General features: G+C 45.7%; 23 protein-coding genes and 1 riboswitch. Of the genes, 11 read left to right on the forward strand and 12 right to left on the reverse strand.

The annotated features are described in order from the left end of the window. Positions 1-70 precede the first annotated feature (70 nt). Together NWE73_RS18135 and NWE73_RS15870 are read right to left on the reverse strand one after the other, a co-directional pair. Positions 71-286 carry a DUF5522 domain-containing protein gene (locus tag NWE73_RS18135; RefSeq protein ID WP_407652968.1) on the reverse strand — a complete coding sequence of 72 codons (216 nt, stop codon included), beginning with the start codon at positions 284-286 and terminating at the stop codon, positions 71-73. A gap of 9 nt (positions 287-295) precedes the next feature. Further along, on the reverse strand, positions 296-703 hold the full coding sequence (locus tag NWE73_RS15870) for an RrF2 family transcriptional regulator (RefSeq protein WP_277579336.1): 408 nt from the start codon (positions 701-703) through the stop codon (positions 296-298). A 219-nt stretch (positions 704-922) separates the two neighbouring features. Between NWE73_RS15870 and NWE73_RS15875 the strand changes: the two genes are divergently transcribed. Together NWE73_RS15875 and NWE73_RS15880 are read left to right on the forward strand one after the other, a co-directional pair. Then, a complete protein-coding gene (locus NWE73_RS15875; RefSeq protein ID WP_277579337.1) occupies positions 923-1,564 on the forward strand; it encodes an NAD(P)H-dependent oxidoreductase in 642 nt (213 codons plus the stop codon). A 131-nt stretch (positions 1,565-1,695) separates the two neighbouring features. After that, positions 1,696-2,061 (forward strand): response regulator, encoded by a 366-nt coding sequence (locus NWE73_RS15880; protein WP_277579338.1) that lies wholly within the window; start codon positions 1,696-1,698, stop codon positions 2,059-2,061. Between the two features lie 11 nt (positions 2,062-2,072). On the opposite strand, the gene NWE73_RS15885 is transcribed toward NWE73_RS15880, so the two are convergent. Both NWE73_RS15885 and NWE73_RS15890 read right to left on the reverse strand, forming a co-directional pair. Next, positions 2,073-2,651, reverse strand: coding sequence for a hypothetical protein (locus NWE73_RS15885; protein WP_277579339.1), 579 nt, complete (start codon positions 2,649-2,651; stop codon positions 2,073-2,075). 17 nt (positions 2,652-2,668) lie between these two features. Continuing rightward, positions 2,669-3,451, reverse strand: coding sequence for a substrate-binding periplasmic protein (locus NWE73_RS15890; RefSeq protein ID WP_277579340.1), 783 nt, complete (start codon positions 3,449-3,451; stop codon positions 2,669-2,671). A 62-nt stretch (positions 3,452-3,513) separates the two neighbouring features. Here NWE73_RS15890 and NWE73_RS15895 point away from each other — a divergent pair, with 62 nt between their 5' ends. Continuing rightward, entirely contained in the window at positions 3,514-4,989 is a 1,476-nt protein-coding gene (locus tag NWE73_RS15895; protein ID WP_277579341.1) for a sensor histidine kinase, read from the forward strand. A 16-nt stretch (positions 4,990-5,005) separates the two neighbouring features. Here the strand turns inward: NWE73_RS15895 and NWE73_RS15900 are convergent, their stop codons facing one another. Together NWE73_RS15900 and smc are read right to left on the reverse strand one after the other, a co-directional pair. Beyond that, positions 5,006-5,407, reverse strand: coding sequence for a response regulator (locus NWE73_RS15900; RefSeq protein ID WP_277579342.1), 402 nt, complete (start codon positions 5,405-5,407; stop codon positions 5,006-5,008). A gap of 149 nt (positions 5,408-5,556) precedes the next feature. Continuing rightward, the gene (smc, locus tag NWE73_RS15905) at positions 5,557-9,144 is read right to left on the reverse strand and encodes a chromosome segregation protein SMC (protein WP_277579343.1); all 3,588 of its coding nucleotides are present in this window, start codon (positions 9,142-9,144) and stop codon (positions 5,557-5,559) included. A 388-nt stretch (positions 9,145-9,532) separates the two neighbouring features. Between smc and NWE73_RS15910 the strand changes: the two genes are divergently transcribed. After that, positions 9,533-11,245 carry a hypothetical protein gene (locus NWE73_RS15910; protein ID WP_277579344.1) on the forward strand — a complete coding sequence of 571 codons (1,713 nt, stop codon included), beginning with the start codon at positions 9,533-9,535 and terminating at the stop codon, positions 11,243-11,245. A gap of 96 nt (positions 11,246-11,341) precedes the next feature. Here the strand turns inward: NWE73_RS15910 and ppdK are convergent, their stop codons facing one another. Next, a complete protein-coding gene (gene ppdK / locus NWE73_RS15915) occupies positions 11,342-14,059 on the reverse strand; it encodes a pyruvate, phosphate dikinase (protein WP_277579345.1) in 2,718 nt (905 codons plus the stop codon). A 249-nt stretch (positions 14,060-14,308) separates the two neighbouring features. Here ppdK and NWE73_RS15920 point away from each other — a divergent pair, with 249 nt between their 5' ends. Beyond that, the gene (locus NWE73_RS15920) at positions 14,309-14,632 is read left to right on the forward strand and encodes a hypothetical protein (RefSeq protein WP_277579346.1); all 324 of its coding nucleotides are present in this window, start codon (positions 14,309-14,311) and stop codon (positions 14,630-14,632) included. An 82-nt stretch (positions 14,633-14,714) separates the two neighbouring features. Here the strand turns inward: NWE73_RS15920 and NWE73_RS15925 are convergent, their stop codons facing one another. Next, positions 14,715-16,049 (reverse strand): glycine--tRNA ligase, encoded by a 1,335-nt coding sequence (locus NWE73_RS15925; RefSeq protein WP_277579347.1) that lies wholly within the window; start codon positions 16,047-16,049, stop codon positions 14,715-14,717. A gap of 126 nt (positions 16,050-16,175) precedes the next feature. Between NWE73_RS15925 and NWE73_RS15930 the strand changes: the two genes are divergently transcribed. After that, positions 16,176-16,529, forward strand: coding sequence for a photosynthetic reaction center cytochrome c subunit family protein (locus NWE73_RS15930; RefSeq protein ID WP_277579348.1), 354 nt, complete (start codon positions 16,176-16,178; stop codon positions 16,527-16,529). Between the two features lie 82 nt (positions 16,530-16,611). Here NWE73_RS15930 and NWE73_RS15935 read toward each other — a convergent pair whose 3' ends face one another. Further along, positions 16,612-17,613, reverse strand: coding sequence for an extracellular solute-binding protein (locus NWE73_RS15935; RefSeq protein ID WP_277579349.1), 1,002 nt, complete (start codon positions 17,611-17,613; stop codon positions 16,612-16,614). A 127-nt stretch (positions 17,614-17,740) separates the two neighbouring features. Further along, positions 17,741-18,232, reverse strand: coding sequence for a YiiX/YebB-like N1pC/P60 family cysteine hydrolase (locus tag NWE73_RS15940; protein WP_277579350.1), 492 nt, complete (start codon positions 18,230-18,232; stop codon positions 17,741-17,743). A gap of 212 nt (positions 18,233-18,444) precedes the next feature. On the opposite strand from NWE73_RS15940, the gene NWE73_RS15945 reads away from it, so the two are divergent. Both NWE73_RS15945 and NWE73_RS15950 read left to right on the forward strand, forming a co-directional pair. After that, positions 18,445-19,854 carry a PAS domain-containing protein gene (locus tag NWE73_RS15945; protein WP_277579351.1) on the forward strand — a complete coding sequence of 470 codons (1,410 nt, stop codon included), beginning with the start codon at positions 18,445-18,447 and terminating at the stop codon, positions 19,852-19,854. Positions 19,855-19,986: 132 nt separating this feature from the next. Continuing rightward, positions 19,987-20,466 carry a hypothetical protein gene (locus NWE73_RS15950; RefSeq protein ID WP_277579352.1) on the forward strand — a complete coding sequence of 160 codons (480 nt, stop codon included), beginning with the start codon at positions 19,987-19,989 and terminating at the stop codon, positions 20,464-20,466. Here the strand turns inward: NWE73_RS15950 and NWE73_RS15955 are convergent. Continuing rightward, a complete protein-coding gene (locus NWE73_RS15955) occupies positions 20,444-20,884 on the reverse strand; it encodes a hypothetical protein (protein ID WP_277579353.1) in 441 nt (146 codons plus the stop codon). The two genes, NWE73_RS15950 and NWE73_RS15955, sit on opposite strands and share 23 nt — an antisense overlap. A 50-nt stretch (positions 20,885-20,934) precedes the next feature. Here NWE73_RS15955 and NWE73_RS15960 point away from each other — a divergent pair, with 50 nt between their 5' ends. After that, the gene (locus tag NWE73_RS15960) at positions 20,935-21,729 is read left to right on the forward strand and encodes an Mrp/NBP35 family ATP-binding protein (RefSeq protein ID WP_277579354.1); all 795 of its coding nucleotides are present in this window, start codon (positions 20,935-20,937) and stop codon (positions 21,727-21,729) included. Between the two features lie 212 nt (positions 21,730-21,941). Then, positions 21,942-22,487 carry a hypothetical protein gene (locus NWE73_RS15965; RefSeq protein WP_277579355.1) on the forward strand — a complete coding sequence of 182 codons (546 nt, stop codon included), beginning with the start codon at positions 21,942-21,944 and terminating at the stop codon, positions 22,485-22,487. Positions 22,488-22,502: 15 nt separating this feature from the next. Here the strand turns inward: NWE73_RS15965 and trhA are convergent, their stop codons facing one another. Further along, complete coding sequence (gene trhA, locus NWE73_RS15970; RefSeq protein ID WP_277579356.1) at positions 22,503-23,168, reverse strand: PAQR family membrane homeostasis protein TrhA; 666 nt, start codon at positions 23,166-23,168, stop codon at positions 22,503-22,505. Between the two features lie 433 nt (positions 23,169-23,601). Next, positions 23,602-23,686, forward strand: a riboswitch (cyclic di-GMP riboswitch). A 307-nt stretch (positions 23,687-23,993) separates the two neighbouring features. On the opposite strand from trhA, the gene NWE73_RS15975 reads away from it, so the two are divergent. Beyond that, complete coding sequence (locus NWE73_RS15975) at positions 23,994-26,249, forward strand: hypothetical protein (protein ID WP_277579357.1); 2,256 nt, start codon at positions 23,994-23,996, stop codon at positions 26,247-26,249. Positions 26,250-26,330 lie beyond the last annotated feature (81 nt).

Below are 26,330 nucleotides of genomic sequence, written 5' to 3' on the forward strand. Positions count from 1 at the left end.
ACCTGTATGTTTCTTTTCGTCGGAATGGCGAATAACTTTACACACTACAAATGTTCGAAAGGAAGTGGATTCATTTGTCCGTAGATTGTCTATCTTTTTTCCAAGGACAATGACGACAACCCGAATTACAACAGTGGCCTCTTTTCAAATGAAAGAGTTTTGTGAACACCAAATAGCCGGTTGCGGGGTCGAGGTAGGACTCTTGCCCCTGCTCACAGGCTTTATCATGAATTTCTAGAACGCGAGGATCGAGGTTTGCTTCAATAGCGTCGTTCGCATCATTCATTGTTAGGAATTAAACTTTTGCGGTGAGATCAGAAAGTTTGATCTTAGATAAATAGGTCATGGAGCTGTTCTCAAGGCCTTGAGCAACTTCGCTGAATATATTCTTCATCGAACAGCTCACTGCACAGAGTTTTTGGGGTTCGCTTTCACGACAATTGATCAATGCCTTATTGGAAACGGCCTTATAGATATCTTTCAAAGATACTTCCTTGGGAGACTTCACCATGCGAACTCCCCCGGCCTTTCCCTTAAACGACTCTATAAGTCCCGCCTCAACCATCTTTGCCAAAAGACGACGTACCACCGTGGGGTTTGTACGAATGCTTTTTGCCAAATACTCAGACGTCATCAACTCCCCGGCATTGTATGCCAGGAGGGTCATTATATGGACTGAGGCGGCGAAACGTTGATCTAACATGGGACAAAGTATAGCGCAGGAATCAAAAAGAAACAATATCAGGGACATAACAGCGCCCAATTGACTCCATTTCATGAGTTTTCCTTAATTGTAACTTTAACTGTTGCATTTAAAAGAAACCTCCTGCATATTGTGTTCATGTTAGGCACATTAAGCTATTTGACTATTAGTCCGCCTCAAAGGCAGCCCCAAGACATGCAAAGGAATAGGAGACCCTCAATGACACATGCAAAAATCCAAGAAGCCCTCGAGTGGCGTTACGCTACGAAGAAATTTGATTCCACTAAAAAAATATCAGCCCAAGATTGGAAGACTCTGACTGATTCTTTGACCCTGGCGCCTTCTTCGTATGGCATTCAGCCTTGGAAGTTCTTAGTTATCGAGAACCCTGCTGTGCGTGAGCAACTTAAGCCGGTCTCTTGGGGGCAAACCCAAGTCACAGATGCCAGCCACTATGTGGTGTTCCTCTATAAAGAAACTATGGATGAGGCTTTTGTTCAGAAGTATATCAATCGCATCGCAGAAGTCCGTGGAGCCCCTCTCGAGGCACTTGATGGATACAAAGAAATGATGGTGAACAATTTAGTGAAAGCTCCTGAAGAGAAGATCCGCGTGTGGTCGCAACGTCAGGCGTATATTGCCATGGGTTTCTTGTTAGAAACGGCAGCACTTTTAAAGATTGATGCAACTCCGATGGAGGGCTTCGATCCTGCTGCTTACGATAAAATCCTGGGCCTTGAAGGCACGGGATGGAAATCTGTCGCCACAGTCGCTTTGGGATATCGACATTCCGAAGATTCATACCAAAATCTCAAAAAAGTTCGTTTCGCCGATGAAGCTCTCATCGAGTATGTGAAGTAACCCTCCATACTCCGACTTTGTCGGAGTAACCCCTCCTCCAGTAGGCCCTGCGCGAGATTCCTCCCGCGCGGGGCTTTTTCTAAACTCAGCTCATATCTGCTCCACTTTTTTCCTTTTCTATTAAGATCTCAATGGAAGAGTCCGAGAAGCCAGATATGCCAATGACTGTGTTCTTTATTGATGATGAATCCGTCCTGTGTGATTGCTTTGCTGATGAGTTCAGTGATCCTGGAATCACTGTCAAAACTTTCTCGGATCCCAAACTGGCCCTTGCCGAAATTCTGAAAAACCCACCAGACTTGATTTTTCTGGACTATCGCATGCCGGGAGTTACTGGCGAAGAATTGGCGACACAAATGCCCTCAGAAATTCCCAAATTTTTGGTCACTGGCGAGCTCAATATGAAAACAACATTCCCTTTCACTGCCATACTGAAAAAACCTTTTGAGTATGAGGCAATTCGAGCAATTCTGGATAAAAAGAAAAGTGCCGCTTAGTCTATATAAACTCAGCGCCTTAAACTACTAAAGCGCTGCAAAGTCTCTTCGAATTTTACTACACGTTCCATTATTGTTTGAAAGGCTTCGTTTTCAGAAATATCAGGGAAAATTCTTTGCAGTTTTCGAAGCTTGCCGTCAATAACTGCAAGATCATTAACAAGTTCATGCTTAAAAAAGCCAATCTGCTCCTTCAGCACCTCAATCTCACTCCAACAAAGCAGATTCAACAACCTCGCAACGATCACCGTATCCGGCACCAAGCTTAGAGATAGAACCTCACAACCCTCGAAGTCCATACCTCTCAATTTGTCTGCAGAAACACTTTCCTCTACCAAATTTAAAATCGGCAATTTAAAAAGCTTTCGGTCACTCTTGCGGCGCTCAAAAACTCTTTCACAGCCCATTCCCTCCATGACCAGTAAATCCGGAACGGTCAGTGCCATGGACGAAATAACGTCTTCCTGATCCGAGAAGGCTCGAACCCTTGCCTCATAGGCTAAAAACAACCCGGCAAGACGCAGTTGGAGATCCTTATTTTTAGATACAATAAAGATATCTTTACCTTTTAGCTTTCGATCTAAGTTCATAGGACCTTCCACTGAACCTAAGGTTTTTCCCTTGAAATTCCATAACTTTGAAAAATGGCTTCGAGCTCTTTGGTTTTGCGCATTTTTCGAAGTCCCTCGGAAAATATTTTTGCATACTCTTTGGATTTTGGATTTCGAGGAGAAAAAGCAATATACATTGGGGCCGACGGCAAACATCCCGCCAGCTGCATTTTTATTCCCTGAAGATCCCTATTATTTTTTAAATTATAATCGACGACACTCTTGTCTTCCACGATCACATCGTTTCGCAAGTCTGCCATCTTTTTTAAAAGTTTCGCAGTCGTCCCCACCCCAGCCACAAAATCAATTCGTGCAGAGTCATTTTTCTTTCGGGCGATATATGCATCCAGCGGCTCACCATAGGTGTAATCCTGGACCGCTCCCAACAGAACATTACTCAGTGAAGAGATGTCCTTATATCGCCACGCACTCCCCTTGCTAACATAGAAGCATGATTTCTGATCAATGAAAGATTCTTCCGGAAAAATAAAATCTGGAGCATCAAGCTTCAATGCACCAACGATCGCAACAAACTTCCCATTTCTGGTGTCCGACACCGCCCTCGCCCAGTTTACTTTCTCATATGTGACCTGGTGACCATGAGCCGCAAAAACTTTTTTGGCGACATCAAGAAAAACGCCGGGTTTTTCATTCGTAGATTCACAAGAGAAAGGACACCAGGGATCGGCTGCAATTTTAATTTCGTCAGCAAATGAATGCTGCGAACAAAGAATCAGAGTAAATTTGAATATGACAGAAACAACCGGATGAATCCTCACAACTCCTCCTGCGTGTTCATTTAGCGTAATGCTTTTTTGAATTTCTGTCGATAGCCACTAGGATGAAACGATTTAATGGCCTCATTGACAACCTCGATCTCGCAACCAAACTTTTGGTCGTGGTTTTCATCGGGATCTTGGGTCCCATGGGAAGTCAGGCAATATTTGAGTACCAACGTCGCTGTAACGAAGTCGATGCCTCTTTTGATGCCACCGTGAATGAGACTCTGACGACTTTGACGACAAGCTTGGAAGGACCTCTTTGGAACTTCTCCTCCGACGGGCAAATCTTGGTTGAACGACTAGTTTTTAATCCCATCGTCAAAGGTATAGTGGTCTACGATTCGAATATGAAGATTTTCGCAAATTACTCATCTTCAAGTTGGAACATGAAAAAGGCCTCCGAAATTGAAACGCATGATTCAAAAGTAACTCACAACAATCGCACCATCGGGTTTCTTTCCGTTCACTTCTCACTGGAGGAAAAGACCCGTCAAAAATATTTTATTGCCATGGAGGTCATGGCAACTTCCTTTCTCTCAATTTGCGCCACCCTCTTCTTTGTCTTTCTTCTGATCCGATACGTCTTCCTTTCAAAAATCCTTCGCTTGCGCGGTGACGCTGAAAAATTGAGAAAACGCGAAATGAAAGACAGCTTTCACTGGCATTCCGGAGATGAGCTCAATGAAATTGGCATCATTCTCGACGAGGCGCGGGCAACACTCACCGGACTCTTTGACGATATTGATCGTCGCAATCATGAACTTTCAACTTTGAACACAGAGTTGGAAAAAAGAGTCGAGGAAAGATCGAAGCAAGCCGAGGAGGCTGCACGCCTTGCTTCACTGAGTGAAATGGCCTGTGGCATCGCCCACGAGATTAACAATCCCTTGGCGATCATCTCCGCCAAGTCCCGAAAAATCCGCAGGCTCTGTGACCAAGGCCACGCTGAGACGAATCAGTTGCAGCAGGAATTTGAGACCATTGACTCAACTATTTTAAGGATTTCAAAAATAATAAACGGCCTGCGCACTTTTTCCCGCAATGGCTCTACAGACCCGTTTGAAAACACAACGGTGAAGTCCATCCTCGACGATGCCTTGGCTCTCTGCCAGGTTCGCTTCCGCAGCCATGAGATAGATCTCAGGCTGAATGCCTTTGACTACCAAATGGCGATTGCCTGTCGACCGGTGCAACTGGGGCAAGTGGTACTGAACTTGCTCAACAACTCTTTTGATGCGATTGAATCCCTGCCTAAAAAGTGGGTCGAACTGAATGTTCAGGATCTTGGAAGCGAGATTGAAATCTCGGTGAAAGACAGCGGTTCCGGAGTTCCTGAAGAGGTGTCACGAAAACTCATGGAGCCCTTTTTTACAACCAAGGCGGTGGGCAAAGGCACTGGCTTAGGTCTCAGCATAAGCAAAGGCATCATAGATGCGCACCATGGAACCCTCTACTATGACAAGGATTCTGAAAACACCCGGTTCGTCATCCGACTGCCAAAAAGTCACTCGTTGGATGATTTCAGAGCTGCCTAATTTTTTAAATGACAGATCAAGAGACTCGACGGCGACGATGCAGAAAATGCTCTTGAACACTTTGAATCAGCACTTCCTCTTTAACTGGTTTCGCCAGGAATGATGCAATCTTATATTGATTAATAAGGTTTTGAAACACAGAGTAGTCCGCTCCTGACAGAAAAATAAATGGCAGATAGGCCCAGCGCGGATGCTTCTTAATGGCCGCCAAAAAATCAATCCCGTCAAAATCCTTCATCATCAGATCTGAAACAATACCTATAACAGGCGCATTGCTTTCAAAGAGAAAATCCAGAGCATCATCCCCTCGTTGAAACGCCACCACCTTCAATTTGGGAAAACCACGCTCCAGCATGTCAGAGATGATCTCTCTCGCACTCTTGTCATCTTCCAAAAGAACGATCGTACCTTCTTCCATGGGATGCTCCTTCAAATTCAGGATATCCCAAGTACCGGGTCATTCCTAGCTCAGGCAAAGTCCAGTCTTCTGATCCATGTATGCTAACAAGAAAAAACCCAGGTGTTTTGCACCTGGGTTTTTTGAATTTATTCATTTTCGATGTGGTCTTAGTGGATATCCTGCAATGAAACTGAAACCATTGTAGAAACACCGCGCTCTTGCATCGTCACACCGTAAAGTTTCTTCGCAACTTCCATCGTGTGTTTGTTATGCGTAACTACGATGATTTGCGAACGTTTTGCCATCTCACGAACCAAGTCGTTGAAACGGAATACGTTGGCGTCATCAAGTGGAGCATCAACCTCATCCAGCAAACAGTATGGGGAAGGTTTTACCAGGAAGATCGAGAATACCAGCGCAACCGCAGTCAAAGCTTTCTCTCCACCTGACATCAAGGACACATTTTGTGTCTTTTTGCCTGGAGGGCGAGCGATGATTTCAATACCCGCTTCAGTTTTCTCAGTTTCCTCAACAAGTTCCAACCACGCTTCACCACCACCGAAGAGGACTGGGAATACGCGAGTGAATCTGTCGTTCACCAGATCGAAAGTCTCTTTGAAACGCTTAGAACAGATTCTATTGATACGATCGATCACTTTACGAAGTTGATCTTTCGCTTCTGTCAAATCGGCATGTTGTTTCGTCAAGAATTCGTATCTTGTTGCTGTTTCTTCGTACTCTTCAATTGCAGAAAGATTTACTTCACCGATCTTCGCCAATTTTTCGCGAAGTTCTTTAAGTTGAGTGTCGGCTTCCAGGAAGTCACCTTCACGGTCAGCATATTTCTCAACCACATCAGGAAGATTCAACATGTAACGCTCACGAACTGAATCGATGAGGTACTGCTCTTTCATTTTAGCCTGTTCAAGCTTCAACTGAGAGTCGTTCATTTTGTGCTGTCTTTCATTGCGGGCACGTTGAGAAGACATTGCTTCATCTTCAATCGTGCGCACAGTTTCTGACATCACTTCGTATTCGTCTTTCGTGCGAGCCACTGCAAGTTTCATGGTCTCGACTTCGTCCAAAAGACGTTCAAATTCGATTTTCTTTTCTTCAAGAGTCAACTGGCTCTCAGTCATTTGAGAGTTATAACCTTGAGCTTCTTCTGACATTCTTGCCAATTGAGCATCAAGATCATTCAGTGACTTCGTCACCATTTCCAATTGTCTCAAAACACCCGTGTACTCTTGAGTTTTAGAAGCTGACTTCACTTGAAGTTCAGTCACTTCCGCCTGAAGACCATCGAAGCCCATACGAGTTGAGTTCAACTCTGCATTCAAGCTTTCAACTTCTGTCTCAAGAAGAACTTTTTTCTCGCGAGCGTTCATCAAAGCTTCATTCAACTCTTCAAGTTTCGCCTCTTGCAGCTCAACTTGTTCAGTGATCTTTTTAAGTTCGCGTTCTTGGCGTTCAACCGCAGTTTGTGCGTTGACCAACTCATTTTCCGCGCGCTCCAAGTCTTTTCTCAACTCGGTAACTTTGATTTCCTGATCCATTTTACGTTTTTGAGCGCCTTCGAAGTCGTTCAAAACGTTATTCAATTGTTCTTCTGTCTTCTTCAAAGACAATTGAGCCAATTGCAATTTTCCAGCGAATTCGTCTTTCTTTTCTGACAATTCTTTGATCTCACGGCGACGTTTTAAAACGCCAGAGTCCGCAGATTCAGAAGAACCACCTGTCAAAACACCGTCAGCTGTCAAAGTGTCGCCATCTTGAGTAACGAAAGTCCAACCTTCGTACTTAGGGCGAAGAGCCAAAGCGGTGCGGATTGAATCAACAATCGCCACACCGTCGAGCATGTATGCCACTGTGCCTTTGAACTTATCTGCGGCCTGAACAACATCTTTCAAAATCGCCTGAACACCGGCTTCGTTCAAAGGTGCTTGAGCACGATGGAATGAAACAGCGCTGTCAGAAGCAGACATGAAGCTTGAACGACCTGACTTGTTTTCTTTCAAGTGAGTCACAGCATCCATCGCGATGCCAGCATCAGAAGACAAAAGCATTTGCAGGCGTGAGCCCAAAGCCGCTTCCATTGCCACTTCGTATTCAGCTGGAACTTCCACAACTTCAGAAACCGGTTGGAAGTGAGTCACAACGGACCCGTCCGCCATCAATTCCTGAGTGCGAGTTTTCTGCCAAAGCATGACTTGTTTTACGCCCTCTTGGAAACCTTCGAAGTTGTTTTGAAGGTTTTCAAGGCCGTACAAACGAGAAGCCACTTCATTCAAAGAATCTTTGAATGATTCAACTTCAATTTTCTTAGTTGCCGCAGATTCCGCCAAGATTTTCTTGTTGGCTTCGAATGAATCCACGTCACTTGCCAAATCCAATTGCATTTGGCGTTCTTTATCCAATTCATTAAATACTTTTTTACGACGAGCTTCGAACTCAACTTGTTTTTCACGCAGTTCGTTCAAAACTTCCTGTTCGTTCGATTGACGCTCAGACAAATCAGAGATTTGCGCGTTCAATGAATTCACGCGAGCATCCAAAGAAGACTCAGACTGACCTACCGCGAACAACTCACGACGTTTCGTCGTCAATTCTTCATCAACTTCCGTAATACGAGAGTTCGAATTTTGATAGATTTCGTTCTTTTCAGTGAATGAAGCGGTAAGAGTTTCCGCCTCTTCTTTAAGCTCAGCAACTTGAGAGTCCAATTGCGCCTTGTCTCGGCTCAATAGTTCCTGACGAGCTTGCTGTTCCTGAAGAATCGTCCCTGTCATCTGTTCATTACGACGAGCTTGTTCAATTTCAAAACGGAGTTCTTGAATCTCCATCTCTTTCTTTTGAACAGTGGACTGTTTTGCATAGAATTCGATTTGTTGTTCTTCAACTGCTTTTTCTTTTTCAAGAATTTGCAATTTCAAAACTTCCAGTTGGCCTTGAAGAGTTGAAAGGTTGGATTCCCCTTCCACTTCCATGCTTTGCGCTTCATTGAAGATCGCTTGAGCTTCATCAGCCGCGCGTTTCAATTCCATATATTGAGCTGAAGACAACCAAAGATCCAAATCTTCGATTTGGTTTTTGATATTGCGGTAACGTTCAGCACGTTGTGCCTGTCTTTGCAAAGAATCGATTTGGCGTTTCAATTCGCCAATGATGTCCTGCAAACGCACGAGGTTTTGATCTGTAGAGATCAACTTGCGTTGAGATTCTTTTTTACGAGCTTTGAACTTCGTAATACCGGCCGCTTCTTCGATAAGCATACGACGGTCTTCAGGTTTCGCAGTGATGATCTTACCGATCATACCTTGAGCGATAATAGAGAAACCTTTGGAACCGGCACCCGTATCCATAAAGATCTCTTGCACGTCCTTCAAACGAGCAGGTTCTTTATTGAGGAAGTATTCGCCTTCACCGTTTCTATGCAGACGACGAGTCACCATGATCTCTGAGTGTTTGATGTACTTCGCCGGGAAAGCTCCGCCATCATTTTCCAGAGTCAAAGACACTTCACACATGCCCAGTGGCGCGTAACCTTCAGCACCGCCGAAGATAACGTCAGTCATCTGAGAACCACGAAGATCCTTTGCGGAGGTCGTACCCATAACCCACATTAAGGCATCTACGATGTTTGATTTACCGCAACCATTAGGTCCAACGATACCCGTAATACCGGAATCGAAATGGATCACAGTGCGATCTTTGAACGATTTGAAACCACATAGTTCAATTTTTTTAATTCTCAAGGTCTATTCCCCTCTTGAGTTGCCCCTCAAATTGTAAGAAGTTGGTCCTTCTGACAAACCCTTTCACCCAGCTAAAAGTCTAGCTAGACCAAAGGCCATTTCAATCTCGCCACACTCCGCAACTATGTCAACCACAGGCTATTAAAAGTCCTTCAATCGCTGAAAAGTTAAGCAGAAATTCCCACCGACCGTATTTAGTGGCGCCATCGCGTCATACTCAATTTTTTACGCGGCGAGCCTCAAAAAGGTACGGCGTACCTTCGGAACTCTGGCACTTCTTCTGCTCTATATAAATGGCAACACACTCAACGACTTCTCTCGTTCGAACCTATGAGAAGTTGCTGTCACATCTTTGACAGGTGTAAAGCCAAAGAAGGAGTTTCTCAAAATGAGACATGCGCATTTGCTATTTCTTGGAAGCATTCTGACGGCGGGAGCTCTGGCTTTAACGGGCTGCAAAGAAGATACAGCGGCTGGCCGTCCTATTATCAAAAGAACTGCCGGTGGAACAGTCGATGCGAAGACTTCTGAAAAAATTGAAAGCAAAGGCTTTCAAAAGAAGACTGGCACCACTCTCGCTGACCAATGTTACAACGAGATCTGTAAGGACAATACTGTTCCTGAGATTCTGACTCTATTAAAAGACAAAGAAACTCCCGGCCCGGGAATGAAAGACTATTTCACGAAGAACTTACTTCCCCTGCTGACTGAAAAATCAAAAAATGCACAGAAGCTTGCCGAGGTGCGCTTAGCCCGCCTCGAAGCCACAGAGAAGAACTTCCAAAATGTCGTTTTAAATCCTGCTCAGGATCAAACCGTGAAGACCGTCATGCTTTTGGTAAAGCCAGAAATGCTCGGACAAGATGTTTCGAAAGAGGCGATGAACCTTCTTCTGGCGACAGATTTCCAAAAAGCCAAGAATTCTTACACCGTAAAAAAAGGCGCTAGCTATTTGCAGGCCCTCTATAAGGATAAGACCATTGAATCCGCTGCACTGTCAGAGGCCACTTATATCCAAACAGTTCAAGCCGAGCTTAACAAAGCCCTGGGCGGCTCCATTATGAATGTTGATAACATCAGTCTTCAAAAGGCGGTTCATCAGGAAGCACTGACCTCCGATGATCTCGAAGCGATCTCTGAATCCGGTTATGGCATTCGCCTGTTCGAATTCTTTATCTCCGGCCCTGGCGCCAAGAGCCTCGCCCAGGTTCAATTGAAGTCTGAGGATCTCATAAAAATCTATCAAAATTCCACGGTGAAAGCGAACCTGCGCCAAAGAATGGGCTCGCAAGAGGCCGTCATTGCAAGTTGTGAAAAAAGCTATTACCAAACTTTGAATCTTTACCCTCAAGATTCACAGCTTCAAACATTCAAAGCAAAAATCGAACTGGTTCGCAAGGAAGCCGCTGCTTTGGTTGGGACTCAAGACCCGGCCTATAACAAAATTATGGCGGCGACTTTTGATCTTCCGAAAACTCCCACTGAAGTTACGAAATCCTGGGTCCATACTTTGAAATCTGACATGCTCTATGAACCCAACGAAGCTGCTCGCACATTGAACTACGATGATGCGACCATGTTTACTTTGGCGGTCATCACGTCATCGCTTCCACAGGATAACAACTATCTTTGCGGCAATATGATTGATCTGAATGTCTCTGACAAAACTCTTTCAACAGAAGCTTCCGTCAAAGTCAGCTGGCTCTCGGTTAGATACCCAGCAGTCGGCATGGCTATCGTGGCACATGAACTGGGTCATATCGCCGATCAGTTCAGCACGGGTTTCGGCAACCAGCAAATATGTGTGAAAGACAAACAACCATCCTCAATCTATGCTGGAGAAGACTTTGCAGACTGGTTCTCTAGTAAAACCATGCTAGAGCTGGCTAAGAACGAACGCCTCAACACTGAAAACATGGGCTGTTTCTTCGCGGCTTCAAATCAAACTTTAAGCCTTAAGAACTCAGATAACAAAGACCCGCACTCCGCAGATCTCTATCGCGCCCTTCAGATTCACGCACAGCTCGGCAAGAAAGTTCCAGCGACCTGCGAAGCCCTGGCAAAACAAGAAAACCCAAAAGCCACAGAATCTTGCCAATAAAGGTACGCCGTACCTTTTTGCCATGCTTTGCACAAAAAAAGGGAGTCTTTCGACTCCCTTTTCATTATAAAAATCTTCAAGCTTTGTGCGCCGACTTTAAGAGTGAAGCTTCTTCGTTAGAAGAGACGCTCTGGCTGCCGCCAATCTTGCGATTGGTACGCGGAATGGAGAGCATGAAACGTAATCAAGTCCTGCCTTGTGGAAGAACTCAATAGAATCCGGATCACCACCGTGCTCACCGCACACGCCGATCTTCAAGCTTGGTTTTGTGCGACGACCGAAGTCCACGCCCATTTTCACCAAAGCCCCCACGCCAACTTGATCGATCGACATGAATGGATCTTGCGCCAAGATGCCTTGAGAAACGTAAGACCCCAAGAAACGGCCCGAGTCGTCACGAGACAATCCCAAAGTCGTTTGCGTCAGGTCATTCGTTCCGAAGCTGAAGAAATCGGCATGTTCTGCGATTGCATCTGCTGTCAAAGCGGCGCGAGGAAGTTCAATCATCGTTCCGATATGGTATTCGAATTTGATGTTCTTCTCGACTTGAACCTTCTTAACTTCCTGCTCTGCTTGAGCACGAAGGATTTCAAGTTCTTTGTCCGTCGCCACCAATGGGATCATGATTTCAGGAGCTGAAAGCTTTTTACCTTCCGCCATCATCATGCAAGCCGCTTCAGCGATTGCACGAACCTGCATGATATAGATCTCTGGGTAAGTGATCGCCAAACGGCAGCCACGATGACCCAACATCGGATTGAACTCATGCAATGCTTTCACTTTAGAACGCAGACGTTCAAAGTCTGTGTTGATACGTACAGCAAGTTCTTTAGTCTCTTCATCTGTGTGAGGTACGAACTCATGAAGAGGTGGATCCAACAAACGAATTGTTACCGGAAGACCGTCCATGATTTTGAAGAGTTGATAGAAGTCATCACGCTGCATCGGCAATAATTTTGCCAAAGCTTTTTCGCGATCAATTTTATTATCAGCGATGATCATTTCACGAACAGAGTCGATACGATCCGCGCCGAAGAACATATGCTCAGTACGGCAAAGACCGATGCCTTCTGCTCCGAAGTTTTTCGCAGTTTGCGCGTCTTTCGGAGTGTCAGCATTTGTGCGAACTTTCAATTTACGGAACTGGTCGGCGATTTTCATCACACGCTCAAAGGTTCCGTCCAATTTAGGTTCGATCGTTTTCACTTCACCCAAATAAACTTCACCTGTTGAACCATCCAAAGTGATCACATCGCCCTTTTTAAGAACGTAGCCTTTCACTTTCATGGTTTCAGTTCTGTAGTCGACATCGACTTCACCACAACCCGCCACGCAGCATTTACCCATACCACGCGCAACAACCGCCGCATGCGACGTCATTCCTCCGCGAGTTGTGAAAATACCCTGAGCCGCAATCATGCCCGCGATGTCTTCCGGAGAAGTCTCGACGCGAACCAAGATCACTTTTTTACCTTGTTCTTTCCAAAGAACCGCCTCTTCAGAGGTGAAAACGATTTGACCGTTCACACCGCCTGGAGATGCCGGCAAACCTTTCGCCAACAAAGTTTTTTGCGCTTTTGGATCCAGAGTTGGATGCAGCAACTGATCCAATGCCTGTGGATCCAAGCGAAGAATTGCTTCCTCTTCTGTGATCAACTTTTCATCGATCATGTCACAAGCAATTTTCAAAGCCGCAGCTGCCGTGCGCTTCCCATTACGAGTTTGCAGCATCCACAATTTAGAACGCTCAATTGTAAACTCGATATCTTGCATATCACGGTAGTGAGTTTCCAATTTTTTATAAATATCAACAAGCTGGCCATAAGCCTCTGGAAGAGCCTCTTCCAAAGACAACATCCCGGAAGCCGCCGCCGCCACTTTGGTGATCGGCTGCGGAGTGCGAATACCCGCCACCACGTCTTCACCTTGAGCATTGATCAAGAACTCACCGTAGAAAGCTTTTTCACCCGTTGAAGGATTACGTGTAAACGCAACCCCTGTCGCTGAGTCCTCACCCATATTTCCGAAAACCATGGACTGGATATTAACTGCTGTTCCCCAGCTTACTGGAATACTGTGCAAGTCACGATAAGTGATCGCACGTGGCGTGTTCCAAGAGTGGAATACCGCTGTGATCGCGCCCCAGAGTTGTTCCCAAGGATCCGCAGGGAATGAGCGACCTGTCATCTGCAAAATCAATTCTTTGAACTTCTTCACAAGAAGTTTCAAATCATCGACGGTCATGTCGGTATCAAGCTTGTAGTGCTTTTCTTCTTTCAGGTCTTCCATCGTCACATCAAGAAGAGATGAATTTACGTTCATTACCACATCAGAGTACATCTGAATGAAACGACGATACGAATCCCAAGCGAAACGTGGATTGTTTGAAGACTTCGCAAGGCCTTCCACAGTTTGGTCGTTCAAGCCAAGATTCAAAATAGTATCCATCATGCCCGGCATAGAAGCGCGAGCACCCGAACGAACAGAAACCAACAAAGGATCGTTCGCATCGCCAAATTTTTTGCCGATTTTGGATTCTACTTTTGCCATTGCGGCCGTCACATTCGGACGAACCCAGTCAGGCAACTTTCCGCCTTCTTCGTAGAAGTGCGTGCAGATCTCGGTTGAAATTGTGAAGCCCGGAGGAACCGGAATTCCCAACGAAGTCATTTCCGCAAGATTCGCCCCTTTACCGCCAAGAATGTTCTTCATTCCCGCGTTGCCTTCAGATTCACCGGCTGCGAAGAAATAGACAAATTTTTGTGGAATAGCTGACTTTGTCGTTGGTTTTTCAGATGCTTGGTTCTGGTGCATAAGTCTCCCTTTATTAGCCAGAATTTACGATGCGCTTTAGGGTATAAAACATGGCTAAGCCCTTAATATCAATGAAAAATTATCCAGACTTTTGCGTTGAGTTATTAGAGCTGACATTCCAGAACAGAACGAAACCTGAAACATCCCAGAACAGGTGAAAAATTCACTACTTACAATCCTGACCGGATCTAAACAGACGCCCTGGAGCACATGTGCTAGACCTTGCTCACCACAAAACAGGAGGTTCCGATGAAGTCATTAGTCCTTGGTTTGCTACTTTTTTCCGCTTCTTTTGCCCATGCCGAATGCGCTCAGCTCGAGGCCCAGGTGATTGCTCATGTTGGCAAGATCCTCGCTGAAAACGACACTACTTGCACTGTGACTCTGGATTTCTCAGCACCCCACTCAATGCTTAATTCGCACTATGCCTGCCCTCTCGATGTTGATGACATCAGCATGGGTGTCACTTTGCCAAAAAATAACGGCGCCTGCCCGGCACAACCCGGCAGTGTCCTGAGTGGAATTTTATATAAAGCCTTCAACGGCAGCGACACCAACGTCTATCTGGAGTAGTCTTCGCTCAGTCTCTTCAAAATAAAAAAGGCTCTGTTCAACACAGAGCCTTTTTTTTATTTTTCGATTCTTATTCCGAGAACTAGAACGACTTCATTTTCCCAGCGACATAAGCATTCAACTGAGACATTGGAATGCGCTCTTGAACCATCGTATCACGGTGACGAACTGTCACGGCCTGATCGTTGATAGTTTCGAAATCGACCGTCACGCAGAATGGAGTTCCTATCTCATCTTGACGACGGTAGCGTTTACCAATCGAAGCCGTTTCGTCATAAGTCACATCGAAATCTTCAGCAACTTGATTACGAAGCTTGTCGGCAATTGAAGTCAGCTCTTCTTTTTTAGACAAAGGCAAGATAGCAACTTTGTAAGGAGCAATTTCCGGGTGAAGACCCAAGACAATACGCACGTCCTCTTTACCCGCTTCATCTGTCGTAATTTCTTCGCGATAAGCATCACACAAGAACGCCAAGAACAGACGATCGCAACCCACCGCGGTTTCAATAACGTAAGGGATATACTTTTCCTTGTTCGCTTCATCGAAGTATTCAAGGCTCTTGCCAGAGAACTTCATATGTTGAGTCAAGTCGAAGTCTGAACGGTTATGAATACCTTCCAACTCAGAGAAGCCCATTGGGAACTTGTATTCGAAATCTGTCGCTGCACGAGCGTAATGCGCCAGTTTTTCATGATCGTGGAAGCGCAAGTTTTCTTTCTTGATGCCGTATTTGATATAGAAATTCCAACGCGTTTCTTTCCACTGATTGAAGAAGCCTTCATCAGTCCCTGGTTTCACGAAATACTGCATTTCCATCTGTTCGAACTCACGTGTTCTAAAGATAAAGTTCCCTGGAGTGATCTCATTGCGGAATGATTTACCAATCGCCGCGATACCAAATGGAATTTTATAACGAGAAGACTGTTGGCAGTTCAAGAAATTCACAAAGTGACCTTGTGCCGTTTCAGGACGCAAATAGACCACGCTCGCTGAATCCTCCAACGGGCCCATATGAGTTTTGAACATCAAATTGAAGTTTCTTTCTTCAGACAGGTTTTTGCTGCCGCAGTTAGGGCATTTCTTATGCTGAAGATAAGAGTCTGTGTTATCCGCACGGAAGCGAGTTTTACAGTCTTTACAGTCCACCAATGGATCCGAAAAACCATCCACGTGACCCGAAGCTTTCCACACCGTTGGATGCATCAAAATTGCAGCATCCAGTCCCACAATGTCAGGTCTGCGGGTCATGGCATTCCACCAAGCGCGCTTCACATTCAATTTCATCAAAGAGCCCAAAGGACCGTAATCCCAGCAGCTACCAAGACCACCGTAGATCTCACTAGATTGGAATACAAAGCCACGACGTTTACTGAGGCTGACAAGAGTATTGAGATCTTCACAATGCTTAATTTTCATTTACTGGCTCCATCTGTCTGAAAAACACTCTAGAAAATTACACTTCGGTCCAGATGCAGTCAAGATTTCCAGGGCTTCCGCATCTCGAGCTTGATCTCTGGCGAGGTGTCTAGGAAGCTAGTATTTATGCAGCGCACTTTAAACGCAATTTCCCTCTGTATCAGCCTTCTTTTGATGACCACCTCCAGCGGGGCTGAGTCGGTCACCAAGTTCGTTACAAAAGAAGAAAAGATCCGCGAACAAATGGTGACTATATCCCGGGAACTCGGGGTGACCTGCACCGCCTGCCATAATGTCCAAAATTTCGCGAGTGATGAGAAAAAGTCCTTCAAGGTTAGCCGGGAGCACTTAAAAATCACGCAAATGCTGAAAGATAACGGCTTCGACGGAAAAAAGGGGCCGGAAGCGACTTGCTACATGTGCCACCGAGGCAAGCTGACCCCTGAATACAAAGAGCCTGCGTCCAATAAGGCACACTAGACCCGGCATCCCTTTCAAAAACGCAAAAACCCACAGCTTTGAACTGTGGGTTTCTTTTTTTGAGGGCGACTGTACGAGAATACTACTGAAGCCCCGCATCCGTTGCGATTTCCAGAGCTTCTGCTTTCAATCCCGTGATGCGACTCAGATCAAAAGTGGTGTTTTCCTTAAAAGGCCCAAAAGTTTTCTGCAATGACGAAGAGATCACCTTTGGATTTGCCGGAAACTTGTCAGTGATTTGGCTTAAGGTTGCCTGAGCTTTCTCTGACAACAACCATTTAGCAAAAACCTGAGCTTGAGCCTGCTTGCCTGAAGACTTCAGGATTGTGATGCCGTCGACATTCACATGGGCGCCAATATCGTTTTGATTCGGCATAACTGCCACGATTTTTGTGTTAGGGACAGCCTTAAGATGTCTCATGAAGTAGTAAGTGTTAGCCACTCCCACCCAGCAGTTGCCGCTTTCAACAGTTTGAATAACTCCCTCAAGATCCTTTTCAATCAATGGGATTGTTTCGCTGTTAACAGCCCATGCATTCAACACGCGAGTTGTTTTCTCTACACCCCATGAACCTAATAGGAATGCATTAAAGCTCATAGTGTATTGAGCTTTCTTCTGACGAAGGCAAAGTTTGTCGATGAATTTCGCGTCACCAAGAGATTCATAGGTCTGAACATCTGCCGCAGAAACATAATCTGAATTGTAATAGATGATACGGGCACGTTTTAAAAGGCCGGCCCATTGGTTGCTCGTATCGCGCAGATGATTTGGAAGAATCGTCAAAGTGTCTGCATTCAGATCTGTCGTCAAACCCTTCACAGAAACAATGTTCAATAGATCTGCGTCCTTCAAATGAACCAAATCTGCCTTCTTGTTGTCGACACCCGCCAGAAGTTCATTCACGTCCGCATCCGATGAAGAATACTCGACCGTGAATCCCGCCTCTTGAGCGTACTCAGAGTTAAACAACTCAACCACCGGTTGCGCTTGTTCCTTAGGGAATTGACCTAGCCATTTAATGCTGTCAGCTTGAGCCGCCTGGAATGAAACAATCATCAAAGCGGTCAGAGTAAGTAATCTCATAAGTTCCTCTTTCGTTGGTTTAGAAGCGCCATGAATAAGACGCTCTTAAACAAACTTCAACTTATGAGTTTTAATGAAAAGCTACTGAAAGAACTTCTAACAAAAGGTAACAGAACCGCCGTAAAAACTAGAGAGCACGGCGGCTGACACGAACGGCATGCTTAAGGCCGAACTCATAAATCTGATCCGGTGATAAACCTGGATCATGGCGCTCGGCCCACTTCGGATAGTATTTCAAGTAATGAGTGCCTTCAAAACTCATTGGCTGTGGAGAAATATTCAACGCCTTCCCCACCAACTTTGAGCAATAAGTCTTGTTGTTGTCCCAGATAAAATTATAATCAAAAGGCAAACCCATCTGTGCTGCAAGAGCCTCTTCGTTTACCAAGGCATCTGGAATTTCAATGTTGATATCAGCGGGCCCATGAACATCCTGTCCCACTGGCAAGCGACGACCGCCTTCACGCGTATCGGCCTCATACACAAAGGACTTGTATTCCAAGGTCACATGAAAAAGTGGCTGAGGCACTCGGGGGTTGCTGTAGAAGTGCAAAACCGCCGCATGACTTTGAAGGCCTAGGAACAAACTTAGAATGGTAAATACAAGGTTCTTTTTCATGCCCACTGGATATAAAGCTTGTGGCCATTTGGCAAGGACTCATCCTATGACTTGATTAGAGGGGGCAATATGACCAACTCTCATGGAATTTTTTCTCAATTAAGAGGATACTCATTTTCACTGGTTTTTCATACGTCACCTTCCACTAGTCTTTTCGAAAAAGGTCATTTCTAGAGTGTCTAATCCCACACACTCATGAGCTAATATTGCTTATGAAAAAGCCAACTGCAAATCTGACTGAAAGTCCTTTTGATTTTAACGAACTCTTCTTTTCGGTCACAGACAAACGCGGCGTTATCCGCTTCGGCAATGACGTGTTCGTGCGGGTCAGTGTCTATCCAAAAGAAACTCTTCTGAATGCCCCCCACAGCATTGTTCGCCACCCCGACATGCCAGCAAGTGTTTTCAAAATTTTCTGGGACACTCTGAAAAAAGACAAACCCATCTGCGCTTATGTGAAAAACATGGCCGGTAATGGCAACTATTACTGGGTTTTTGCTTTGGCGTTTCCGTTAAATGATGGCTATCTATCAATACGTTTTAAACCCTCATCAGCTCTTTTCAAAAGCGTTCAAGATATCTACTCTGAAGTTTCAAATTTTGAGAAGACACAAGACGATCTGGAAACCTCTGAAAAACTTCTTATGAACCTGATTAGCAAAGCAGGCTTTTCAGACTATGAATCATTCATGATTCATGCAGCTGTGGAAGAATTGAACTCACGAGAAATCCAGGCCAAACAATTGCGGGCCCTTGCCGCCAACACCTCCAGCCTGGCTGATCGCAGAGAGGGGCGCTCTGAACTTTCCCAGATCACACAGATTACCGATGCCGCCTCCGCACAACTGAATGACTTTTTCATGCGGGTCAAAGGCTTTCAAAATTCCAATCGAACCTTTACTCAGACGATGGAGACTTTGGGCGATGGCTTCCATCAGCTCAAATTCATCTCTTTGAATATGACCATTGCCGCGGCAAAATTTGGTGACGTTGCTTCCAGCTTGGGGGTCGTCTCCAAAGAGTTTTCCAGTGTATCAGACCAGATCGAAGATCACCTTAGTGGCTTGTCAGAATTCATCAAGACCCTGGCCCAGGCTATTCAGAAATGCACCTTACAGATTGCGGCTCTTAATGCGCAAATGCTGATGGTGGATTTCTTTGTCAAAGAGTCTATCGCCAAACTTCAAACATCTGAAAATGCTTTCGCCGAAATGGCGGAAAACCGCGAGAACTTTTCAAACCTTTTCCGCAAATACGCTTCAGATCTATCCAAGGAAGCCTCCTCATTGCTTGCAAGTCTTAGCGATATTTCTTACGAAGTTTCCGAAGTGCACAAATTCGTCACAGGCCTGGAAGTGGTTCGGCAAATCGGAGCCGTTGAGTCCGCACGGACGGATGAAATCAAAGGTGCCTTTATACACTACCTGGAAGCTATGAATAAATTCATCCAGCTCCTTCGCAATTCCACCAGCACCATTCATCACGAAGTGGTCTCGTTGCAGGAAAATTCCGAAGTCATTGTGTCCTCGGTAAATACCCTATCCAGCAGCGTGGAAGCAATCTTCGGTCTCGCCTCCGCATTTGGACAGAAAGAAGAACTTCCGAAGGTTGCAAACAACTGACCTTTTCCGTCAGCCCCCGGGGCCCTTGACGTTTCAGAGTGAGAATGACTCTCTCAGCTGCGTCTAAGGCCGGGTTTAAGATTTCTTCCTGCGCATAAAGTTTGCTTTGTACTTCTGCAGGAGAAGTCATCAATGAAATTTTTCTTGGCCTGTCTCATTTTGACCTTTATCGCCTTGAAGTTCGAATTTAAAAATTCTGAATCTTCATTGGACCTCTCATCGCATGCTCCGACAACTTCCGCGGCCTCACGAGAAGGTAACTACTTCCTGGTGAATGGCACTCAAGGCTGCCCGACTTCAGTTATTTGGTTTGAACAATGTGCGGGCTTTGTTTTAAACCCTCGTACAGGCAGCAAAGAACTTCCAACTGAAAAGTTTTGTCATGTGAACCGCGGACTGCGTGTTGTAAGCGAGAGCGGTCTCAAGGTTATGACTCAAGTGGAAACCAAAGAGCGTTATGTGCGCAAATCCGAAACGTCGATTCAGAATGGTGTTAGCTCTTCGAATGAAGATACTTTGATCTTTGACGATACCAAGGAGCAATTTCTTTGGGAGCACAGTCAGAACCGCAATAGCCTGAACAGTGGATTTAGCTGCCTTTATTCAAAATAGCCTTATAGGCCGTTTCTAAAAACTCCACCGACTGCGTGTCACAACGACGAAGCGCCGTCTGATAGGCATCCGTAACCGTTTTGATAGAAGCCCCGGCAGGGACCCCCAGAACCTCATAGGCATCCCAAGAGTGTCCATTATAGATAAACATGACATTTAATGATTTTGCTTTTCGCCCCACCAAGTCAGGATGAACTATGGGCGCCGCTGGCGCTCGGTCCGCCTCAGATTTCAACTCTGGTTTCGATTCTGGCGCAGAATCAAGAGCGGCTGTTTTCGTGATAAGCGGCGGTGCGCTATCCTTGGCATTCATATCGAGCCGCGTAGGGCGTTTACCGCCACCTCGAGCTAATACGTACCACAGGATGAAAGCCCCGGCTCCCACTACATTCACTGTCAATAATTCTTGGCTATTCATCTAAGTTCTATTATTCGTTGTCAGACGAAAATTAGCAAGGAGTCCTCTATATGGCAGCCCCAAATCCATTTGATAAACAGACCCCCATTCCCGGAGTGAAACATATTATTGCTGTAAGTTCGGGTAAAGGTGGCGTCGGCAAAAGCACCGTTGCCACAAATTTAGCCATGGCTTTGGGTCGCAAGGGCAAAGTCGGCCTTTTGGATGCCGATATTTACGGCCCGAGTATTCCTCGCATGTTAGGTTCATTGTCTCAAAAACCACAAATCAATCCCGACACCAATCAATTAGAGCCGATTGTCCGCTATGGAATCAAACTGATGAGTATCGGTTTTTTGATTGAGGAAAACTCTGCTGTTGTTTGGCGCGGTCCGATGTTGTTCAAAGCGATGGATCAATTCCTTCGCGATGTGAACTGGGGTGAATTGGACTATCTGGTTATCGACTTGCCTCCAGGCACTGGCGATATTCAGCTGACGCTTGCGCAAAAAGTTCCAGTCGCAGGAGCGGTACTTGTGTCGACTCCGCAAAACGTGGCTCTGGTTGACGTTAAGAAAGCGGTCGACATGTTCCATCGTGTGAGCGTGCCTTTGTTGGGCATGGTGGAAAATATGGCTTACATGATCAACCCTGTGAACGGCGAAAAGATGCAACTTTTCCCTAAGGGGGAAATTGATTCTTATGCAGAATCTCAAGGCATCGCCAAATTGGGCGAAGTCCCCTTCAACCCTTCTGTCGGACTTGCTTGCGAAGCTGGAATTCCTATCGTCGAAGCCAACTCGAGCGGCGCTGAAGCGCAGGCATTCATGAAAATCGCTGATAAAATTCGCGAGATTCTTCCTTAAAAAAATCACAAATTAGTTTGTTTAAAAAAAGCCGAGTCTCAAGAACTCGGCTTTTTTTGTACCATAAAGACTCGTGCGATACGTCTCAGATACAAAACTTCCGCACGAATTCGAACCAATCTGATCGCAAATCACCAAAATACTTCTGTTGAGTCACTTTCATTTTTTATCAGGCTATGCTTTGCAAAATTCAATTTTGAAAGAGGCACGTTATGTTAAAGAATTCGAAAACCCCTATTATCATTGGGACTTCCATTCCACTCACTGGCTACTTACTGTGGTTGGTATTCTTTACTCAGCAATATCATGGCCTTAAAGATCTTGCAGATAAGGATGCGATCTTAAACTTTGTTGTCGTCACGAGTGCGGTGATGGCCTGTTTCAGCCTGATTGTTCATATTGGATTTGCATTATTTTTCACAAATAAACTGGCCGACTCGCTGATAGAAATTCAAAATCTCAATGAGCGCATCCAAGGACTGACAGAAGATCTTTCTGAAATTGCCAACTACAACCAGAATCAAGTCAGTGAAGTGATCAGCAATATATCCATAGCTGATCCCAGAGCCGCCAAGGCCCATTCGAATTTAAATATTCTCAATGAGGCGGCAGAGGAAATGTCCATTCGTGCCGACAAAACAGCCTTCGAAATCCAACGTCTGGACAATAGAATCAAGAGTTTCTTTGCTGAGGATGCAAACCCTAAAACTCGCGGCAAGTTAAGCCGCAAATGGGAATCTGCCTATTTCTTCAAATAGAAAATCAACAACCTTTCATGAACGGACAAGGGCCGCTATCACCACAAAGTGAAGTGCGGCCGCTACTATCACTAAGACATGAAAGATCTCATGATAACCAAAATACTTGGGTGAAGGATCGGGCTTCTTTGTCGCATAGACCACGGCGCCCAGAGTGTAGATAATTCCTCCGACCAAAATCAACATCACGCTGGTCATACCCAAAGCATTTTTCATCTCGGGCATATATGGCGCCGCCAACCAACCCATAATGATATACAAAATAGCTGCCAACCATTTTGGGGCTTTCACCCAAAACAAGGACTGCATCACACCAATAGCTGCGGCAATCCAAATAATCGCCAGCAGCTTATTTCCACCCTCACTCGGAATAGCCAGCATACATATAGGAGTGCTCGTCCCCGCGATTAAAATAAAAATCGCGGAGTGATCTAGCCTTCGCATCCACATGCGCGCATTGGGACTCCATTGCGGACGATGATAAAGAGCACTCACACCAAACAATCCACACAAGCTCAACGAGTAAATCACGGTCGCAATCAGACTTTGCGAATTCGGGCTGAGTGAAATCAACATCGCGCATGCACCAACAGCAATAAAAAAAGCCGCTTGATGAAAATGTCCGCGTAAAAGTGGTTTATTCAATGGCGCAAGTTCGATTTTTTCCATGAAAGAAACCATACGCCGCCACTTTCTGCGACTCAACTTAAAACAAATTTCACATGCTTTTCTGCGCTGGCATCGCCGATTTCTCAGGGCGAAACGCATTTTTGATATAAATTGAGAATCTTTAGTCGCCCCCTTGAAAATAAAACTTTGGTCGAGCATCCTAAAAGAGTTGAAACCACGATGGCTCGTGAGACCTACTTACTCCAACGCAAGTTGGAGTGTAAGCGGTGTAGGTGAATGCTTTAGGGCCAGCTAAGGAGGACAGTGATGAAGAACCGTATCCACGACCATCATGATGAACCACCAAAGTGACGACGCGTCACCAGGATTACTACCAAGAGGCTTTGCGTCTGTGCCTCTCTAAAAATTTTCAGACAGGTTGGATCTGATTAGATAACTCAGAGGAGGTTCCTAGGGTTATACTCGTTAGGATTTAGATCCTTCCTTTGCCTCAAGGCAAACCAGCAGAAATGTTGGGGCGCAAAACTACAGGGGCTTCGTCTTTATCGACATGCCAGCCAGTTGCCAAAGGTCATGAGTCACCTGAGGAATCAGAGGTGTGCATATGGAAGGTATCAATACATACAAGGATTGGTTTCATTCCCCTTAGCTTACGAGTTATCAATGATGATTCCTCGTAGGCACTTTTTTTTGCCCTCACGCCTGCTCTCATCATTTTTTCCATATCAGTCAATTTTTCTCCAGACAGTTGCTGCATTTTTCGGTACCCACAGCCACCAGAGCGGTTTTAAACACTGCCACACATAGTCAATAACGATTACTATTGATTCATCTTCATATCCCTTATTTAGTCCCCTTAACTAAAGGGGATCTTGAATGAAACTTACGACTTCATTACTCGTTGTACTTTTTTTACAAAGCACGACTTCCTATGCAGGCATCCTGGGCTCTTCAGAAAAATGGAGTGCGAACGACGCTGAGGTCGTTTCGCGCCTGACTGAATCTTTTGGACCAGGATGCAGCCTCACCGGCGGCTCAGCTTCTGATGCCCTTTCGGTGGTACGCTCACTGGGTGATGTGATGACAGCGGCATCGAATGCGCCCGAATGTCGCTCTTTAGTAGGTGTTGTTTCAACTCTTCAAGCATCGCACTTGCAAGCTTCCAGCATTTGGCCTGCGGGCAATGAAGACTCTTATAACGAGTCGATGAAAAATCTTTTGAAGTATAAAAAACAGAAGGAAGAGATTCTTCTGCTCTTGGCAACTGAGACAGATGCGGCGTCACGTGCGGATTTAAAATCCCAGCTTCAATCTATTCAAGTCGAATTGGCCGGAGCCGAAGGCGAAAAGCTGGCTTCTTTGGAACGTGATCGCACTTACCGCAAGAATGAAGCGATTCGCACCTTGGTCACGGCAACCAACTTGGCGCTGGAGCAAGCTCTGGCCAATCAAACTTGTTGGGGCAATAAGCCCGATCTACTGCAGCAGATCGTCGGCATGGGCAGTGCTGTTGGATATAGCGCCGCCATGGTTTCGCCGGCCTCAACAGTTGCCTTAGGCATGGGTGCGGGTTTGCAAATGATCGGCGGTGTTCTTGATTTCTTCAAACGCGCAGCAGACCGCAACAAAGTCAGCGCCTTCACACAAGCGATGAATCCCATCGCCTTGACGTGCGCCCTTGAAAAAATGAATCAAATTTATTGCGCAGCCAAAGACACACAAAATACTTTGGACGTGATTGCCAAAGCCGGCGCGACCTTGAAGCAGGATCAAGTTTGGGGCGGAATTCGCTTAGCTCGCCGGGAGCTGCCAACATTCATCGACTGGCTGGAGCGTTTGCGTTCTGGCGCTGGCAATGTCTCCAGCCCTGAAGATGCTGACAAAATTGAGCAGTTTGAAATAAAACGCCAGCTCTTGCAGCAAACTCCTCGCCGCCTGACGGGTTATCTGGGTAAATATCGTCCTTTGTTCTCGCAGGCTTCCTCAGTACCAGTTCGCTTCGGAATTCTTAAAGACTTCATCGCAGACCTCAGTTCCTCCTTCTGCTATGACAACCCCAATGCCCACAACTCAAATCCCTTGTGTGTGATTTATTCTCCGGACTATGTGCCCTTCTATTTATTGGGAATTGATCGCAGTCGTTATTTGCAATTAAGAAGCACTTACCAAGGCCTTACCTTCTCCCAGATTGATCTTTCTTTATTGGAAAAAGAAGGTATCAATGTAGATATCAATATCGACAGCGTTCAGCCAAAATTCAACGCCTGGTACGATATCGCGAAACAACGTTTCGATACGGAAGCGGCCTCTGTCTTAGGTGAAGATTTGCGCCTGGTCTTCGAAGAGGCCCTTGCTAAAACTGGCGGCGACAAGCTTCGTCTTTCACCTTACACGGCTTTACAACGAATCATTGATTTCTTGCGCTTACCTTCAGTCATGAAATTCGCCCCGGATTTTAAAAATGAAATCGTGCAAGAACTTTCCAGTGTTTTGGACAACATGAAGGCCGTCGAGCAAGGTCAACTGTCCCCGCAAGAGGCCCGTAATAATATCTTCACGAGCGCTCATTTGTCTTCAGGAACTCAGTATTTGCAAAATCGCGCGCAGTTCGCACTTCGCCAGCAGCTCGAAAATCTTTTGATGGAGCGTGGGGACTTGCCACTACAGGCCCTGGCAGCGAATGACTATGTTCAGGAACTCTATTCTTATTATGGTTCTGATTCATTGGAAATTTTGCGTCGTAAATCTTTGAGTGCTCAAGCGACAATTCAGCGCTCTATAGATCCATTCATCAACTTCTTTGCAACGCCCCTGCAGATGACTCTTCAGGATTTAGACAACGCAATCAAGAGATACGGCGAAGGCCCTGGCGGCGCAAACTACGAAATGAAGTTCACTCTGTGTTTTTATCTACTCGGCTCCAGCCGTTGGACTTCTGATTTAGATCTCACTCCGTGCACGGGAGTTTACGGTCGTCCGATCTTCCAAGAAGGCAGACCAACACCGGCCTTCTCAAAAGAACTTTTCAAGCTTCCCTACCAAGACCGAGCTTGTATCCTGCGCGACTATGTTCGCCGCAATCAGATCCTGCAGTCCAAGTTAGGCTTGCAAAGAAAACGTCAGAGTAATTAATAACGCCTCGAGTGAAGCAAAAGGTGCCTGGCACCTTTTGCTTGATAAAAACGGCCCGCGACACCGGCGCCGGAAGTGGTT

Origin of the sequence: Bdellovibrio svalbardensis (genome assembly GCF_029531655.1) — a bacterium.
GTDB classification, from domain to species: domain Bacteria; phylum Bdellovibrionota; class Bdellovibrionia; order Bdellovibrionales; family Bdellovibrionaceae; genus Bdellovibrio; species Bdellovibrio svalbardensis.

Coding starts and splice junctions, on each gene's coding strand:
- NWE73_RS15920 (WP_277579346.1), top strand. CDS start 14,309: ATGAAGTCATTAGTCCTTGGTTTGCTACTTTTTTCCGCTTCTTTTGCC.
- NWE73_RS15960 (WP_277579354.1), top strand. CDS start 20,935: ATGGCAGCCCCAAATCCATTTGATAAACAGACCCCCATTCCCGGAGTG.
- NWE73_RS15975 (WP_277579357.1), top strand. CDS start 23,994: ATGAAACTTACGACTTCATTACTCGTTGTACTTTTTTTACAAAGCACG.
- NWE73_RS15935 (WP_277579349.1), bottom strand. CDS start 17,613: ATGAGATTACTTACTCTGACCGCTTTGATGATTGTTTCATTCCAGGCG.
- NWE73_RS15885 (WP_277579339.1), bottom strand. CDS start 2,651: ATGAACTTAGATCGAAAGCTAAAAGGTAAAGATATCTTTATTGTATCT.
- NWE73_RS15955 (WP_277579353.1), bottom strand. CDS start 20,884: ATGAATAGCCAAGAATTATTGACAGTGAATGTAGTGGGAGCCGGGGCT.
- NWE73_RS15880 (WP_277579338.1), top strand. CDS start 1,696: ATGGAAGAGTCCGAGAAGCCAGATATGCCAATGACTGTGTTCTTTATT.
- trhA (WP_277579356.1), bottom strand. CDS start 23,168: ATGGTTTCTTTCATGGAAAAAATCGAACTTGCGCCATTGAATAAACCA.
- NWE73_RS15945 (WP_277579351.1), top strand. CDS start 18,445: ATGAAAAAGCCAACTGCAAATCTGACTGAAAGTCCTTTTGATTTTAAC.
- NWE73_RS15870 (WP_277579336.1), bottom strand. CDS start 703: ATGTTAGATCAACGTTTCGCCGCCTCAGTCCATATAATGACCCTCCTG.
- NWE73_RS15910 (WP_277579344.1), top strand. CDS start 9,533: ATGAGACATGCGCATTTGCTATTTCTTGGAAGCATTCTGACGGCGGGA.
- ppdK (WP_277579345.1), bottom strand. CDS start 14,059: ATGCACCAGAACCAAGCATCTGAAAAACCAACGACAAAGTCAGCTATT.
- NWE73_RS15925 (WP_277579347.1), bottom strand. CDS start 16,049: ATGAAAATTAAGCATTGTGAAGATCTCAATACTCTTGTCAGCCTCAGT.
- NWE73_RS15875 (WP_277579337.1), top strand. CDS start 923: ATGACACATGCAAAAATCCAAGAAGCCCTCGAGTGGCGTTACGCTACG.
- NWE73_RS15940 (WP_277579350.1), bottom strand. CDS start 18,232: ATGAAAAAGAACCTTGTATTTACCATTCTAAGTTTGTTCCTAGGCCTT.
- NWE73_RS15895 (WP_277579341.1), top strand. CDS start 3,514: ATGAAACGATTTAATGGCCTCATTGACAACCTCGATCTCGCAACCAAA.
- NWE73_RS15900 (WP_277579342.1), bottom strand. CDS start 5,407: ATGGAAGAAGGTACGATCGTTCTTTTGGAAGATGACAAGAGTGCGAGA.
- NWE73_RS15930 (WP_277579348.1), top strand. CDS start 16,176: ATGCAGCGCACTTTAAACGCAATTTCCCTCTGTATCAGCCTTCTTTTG.
- NWE73_RS18135 (WP_407652968.1), bottom strand. CDS start 286: ATGAATGATGCGAACGACGCTATTGAAGCAAACCTCGATCCTCGCGTT.
- NWE73_RS15965 (WP_277579355.1), top strand. CDS start 21,942: ATGTTAAAGAATTCGAAAACCCCTATTATCATTGGGACTTCCATTCCA.
- NWE73_RS15950 (WP_277579352.1), top strand. CDS start 19,987: ATGAAATTTTTCTTGGCCTGTCTCATTTTGACCTTTATCGCCTTGAAG.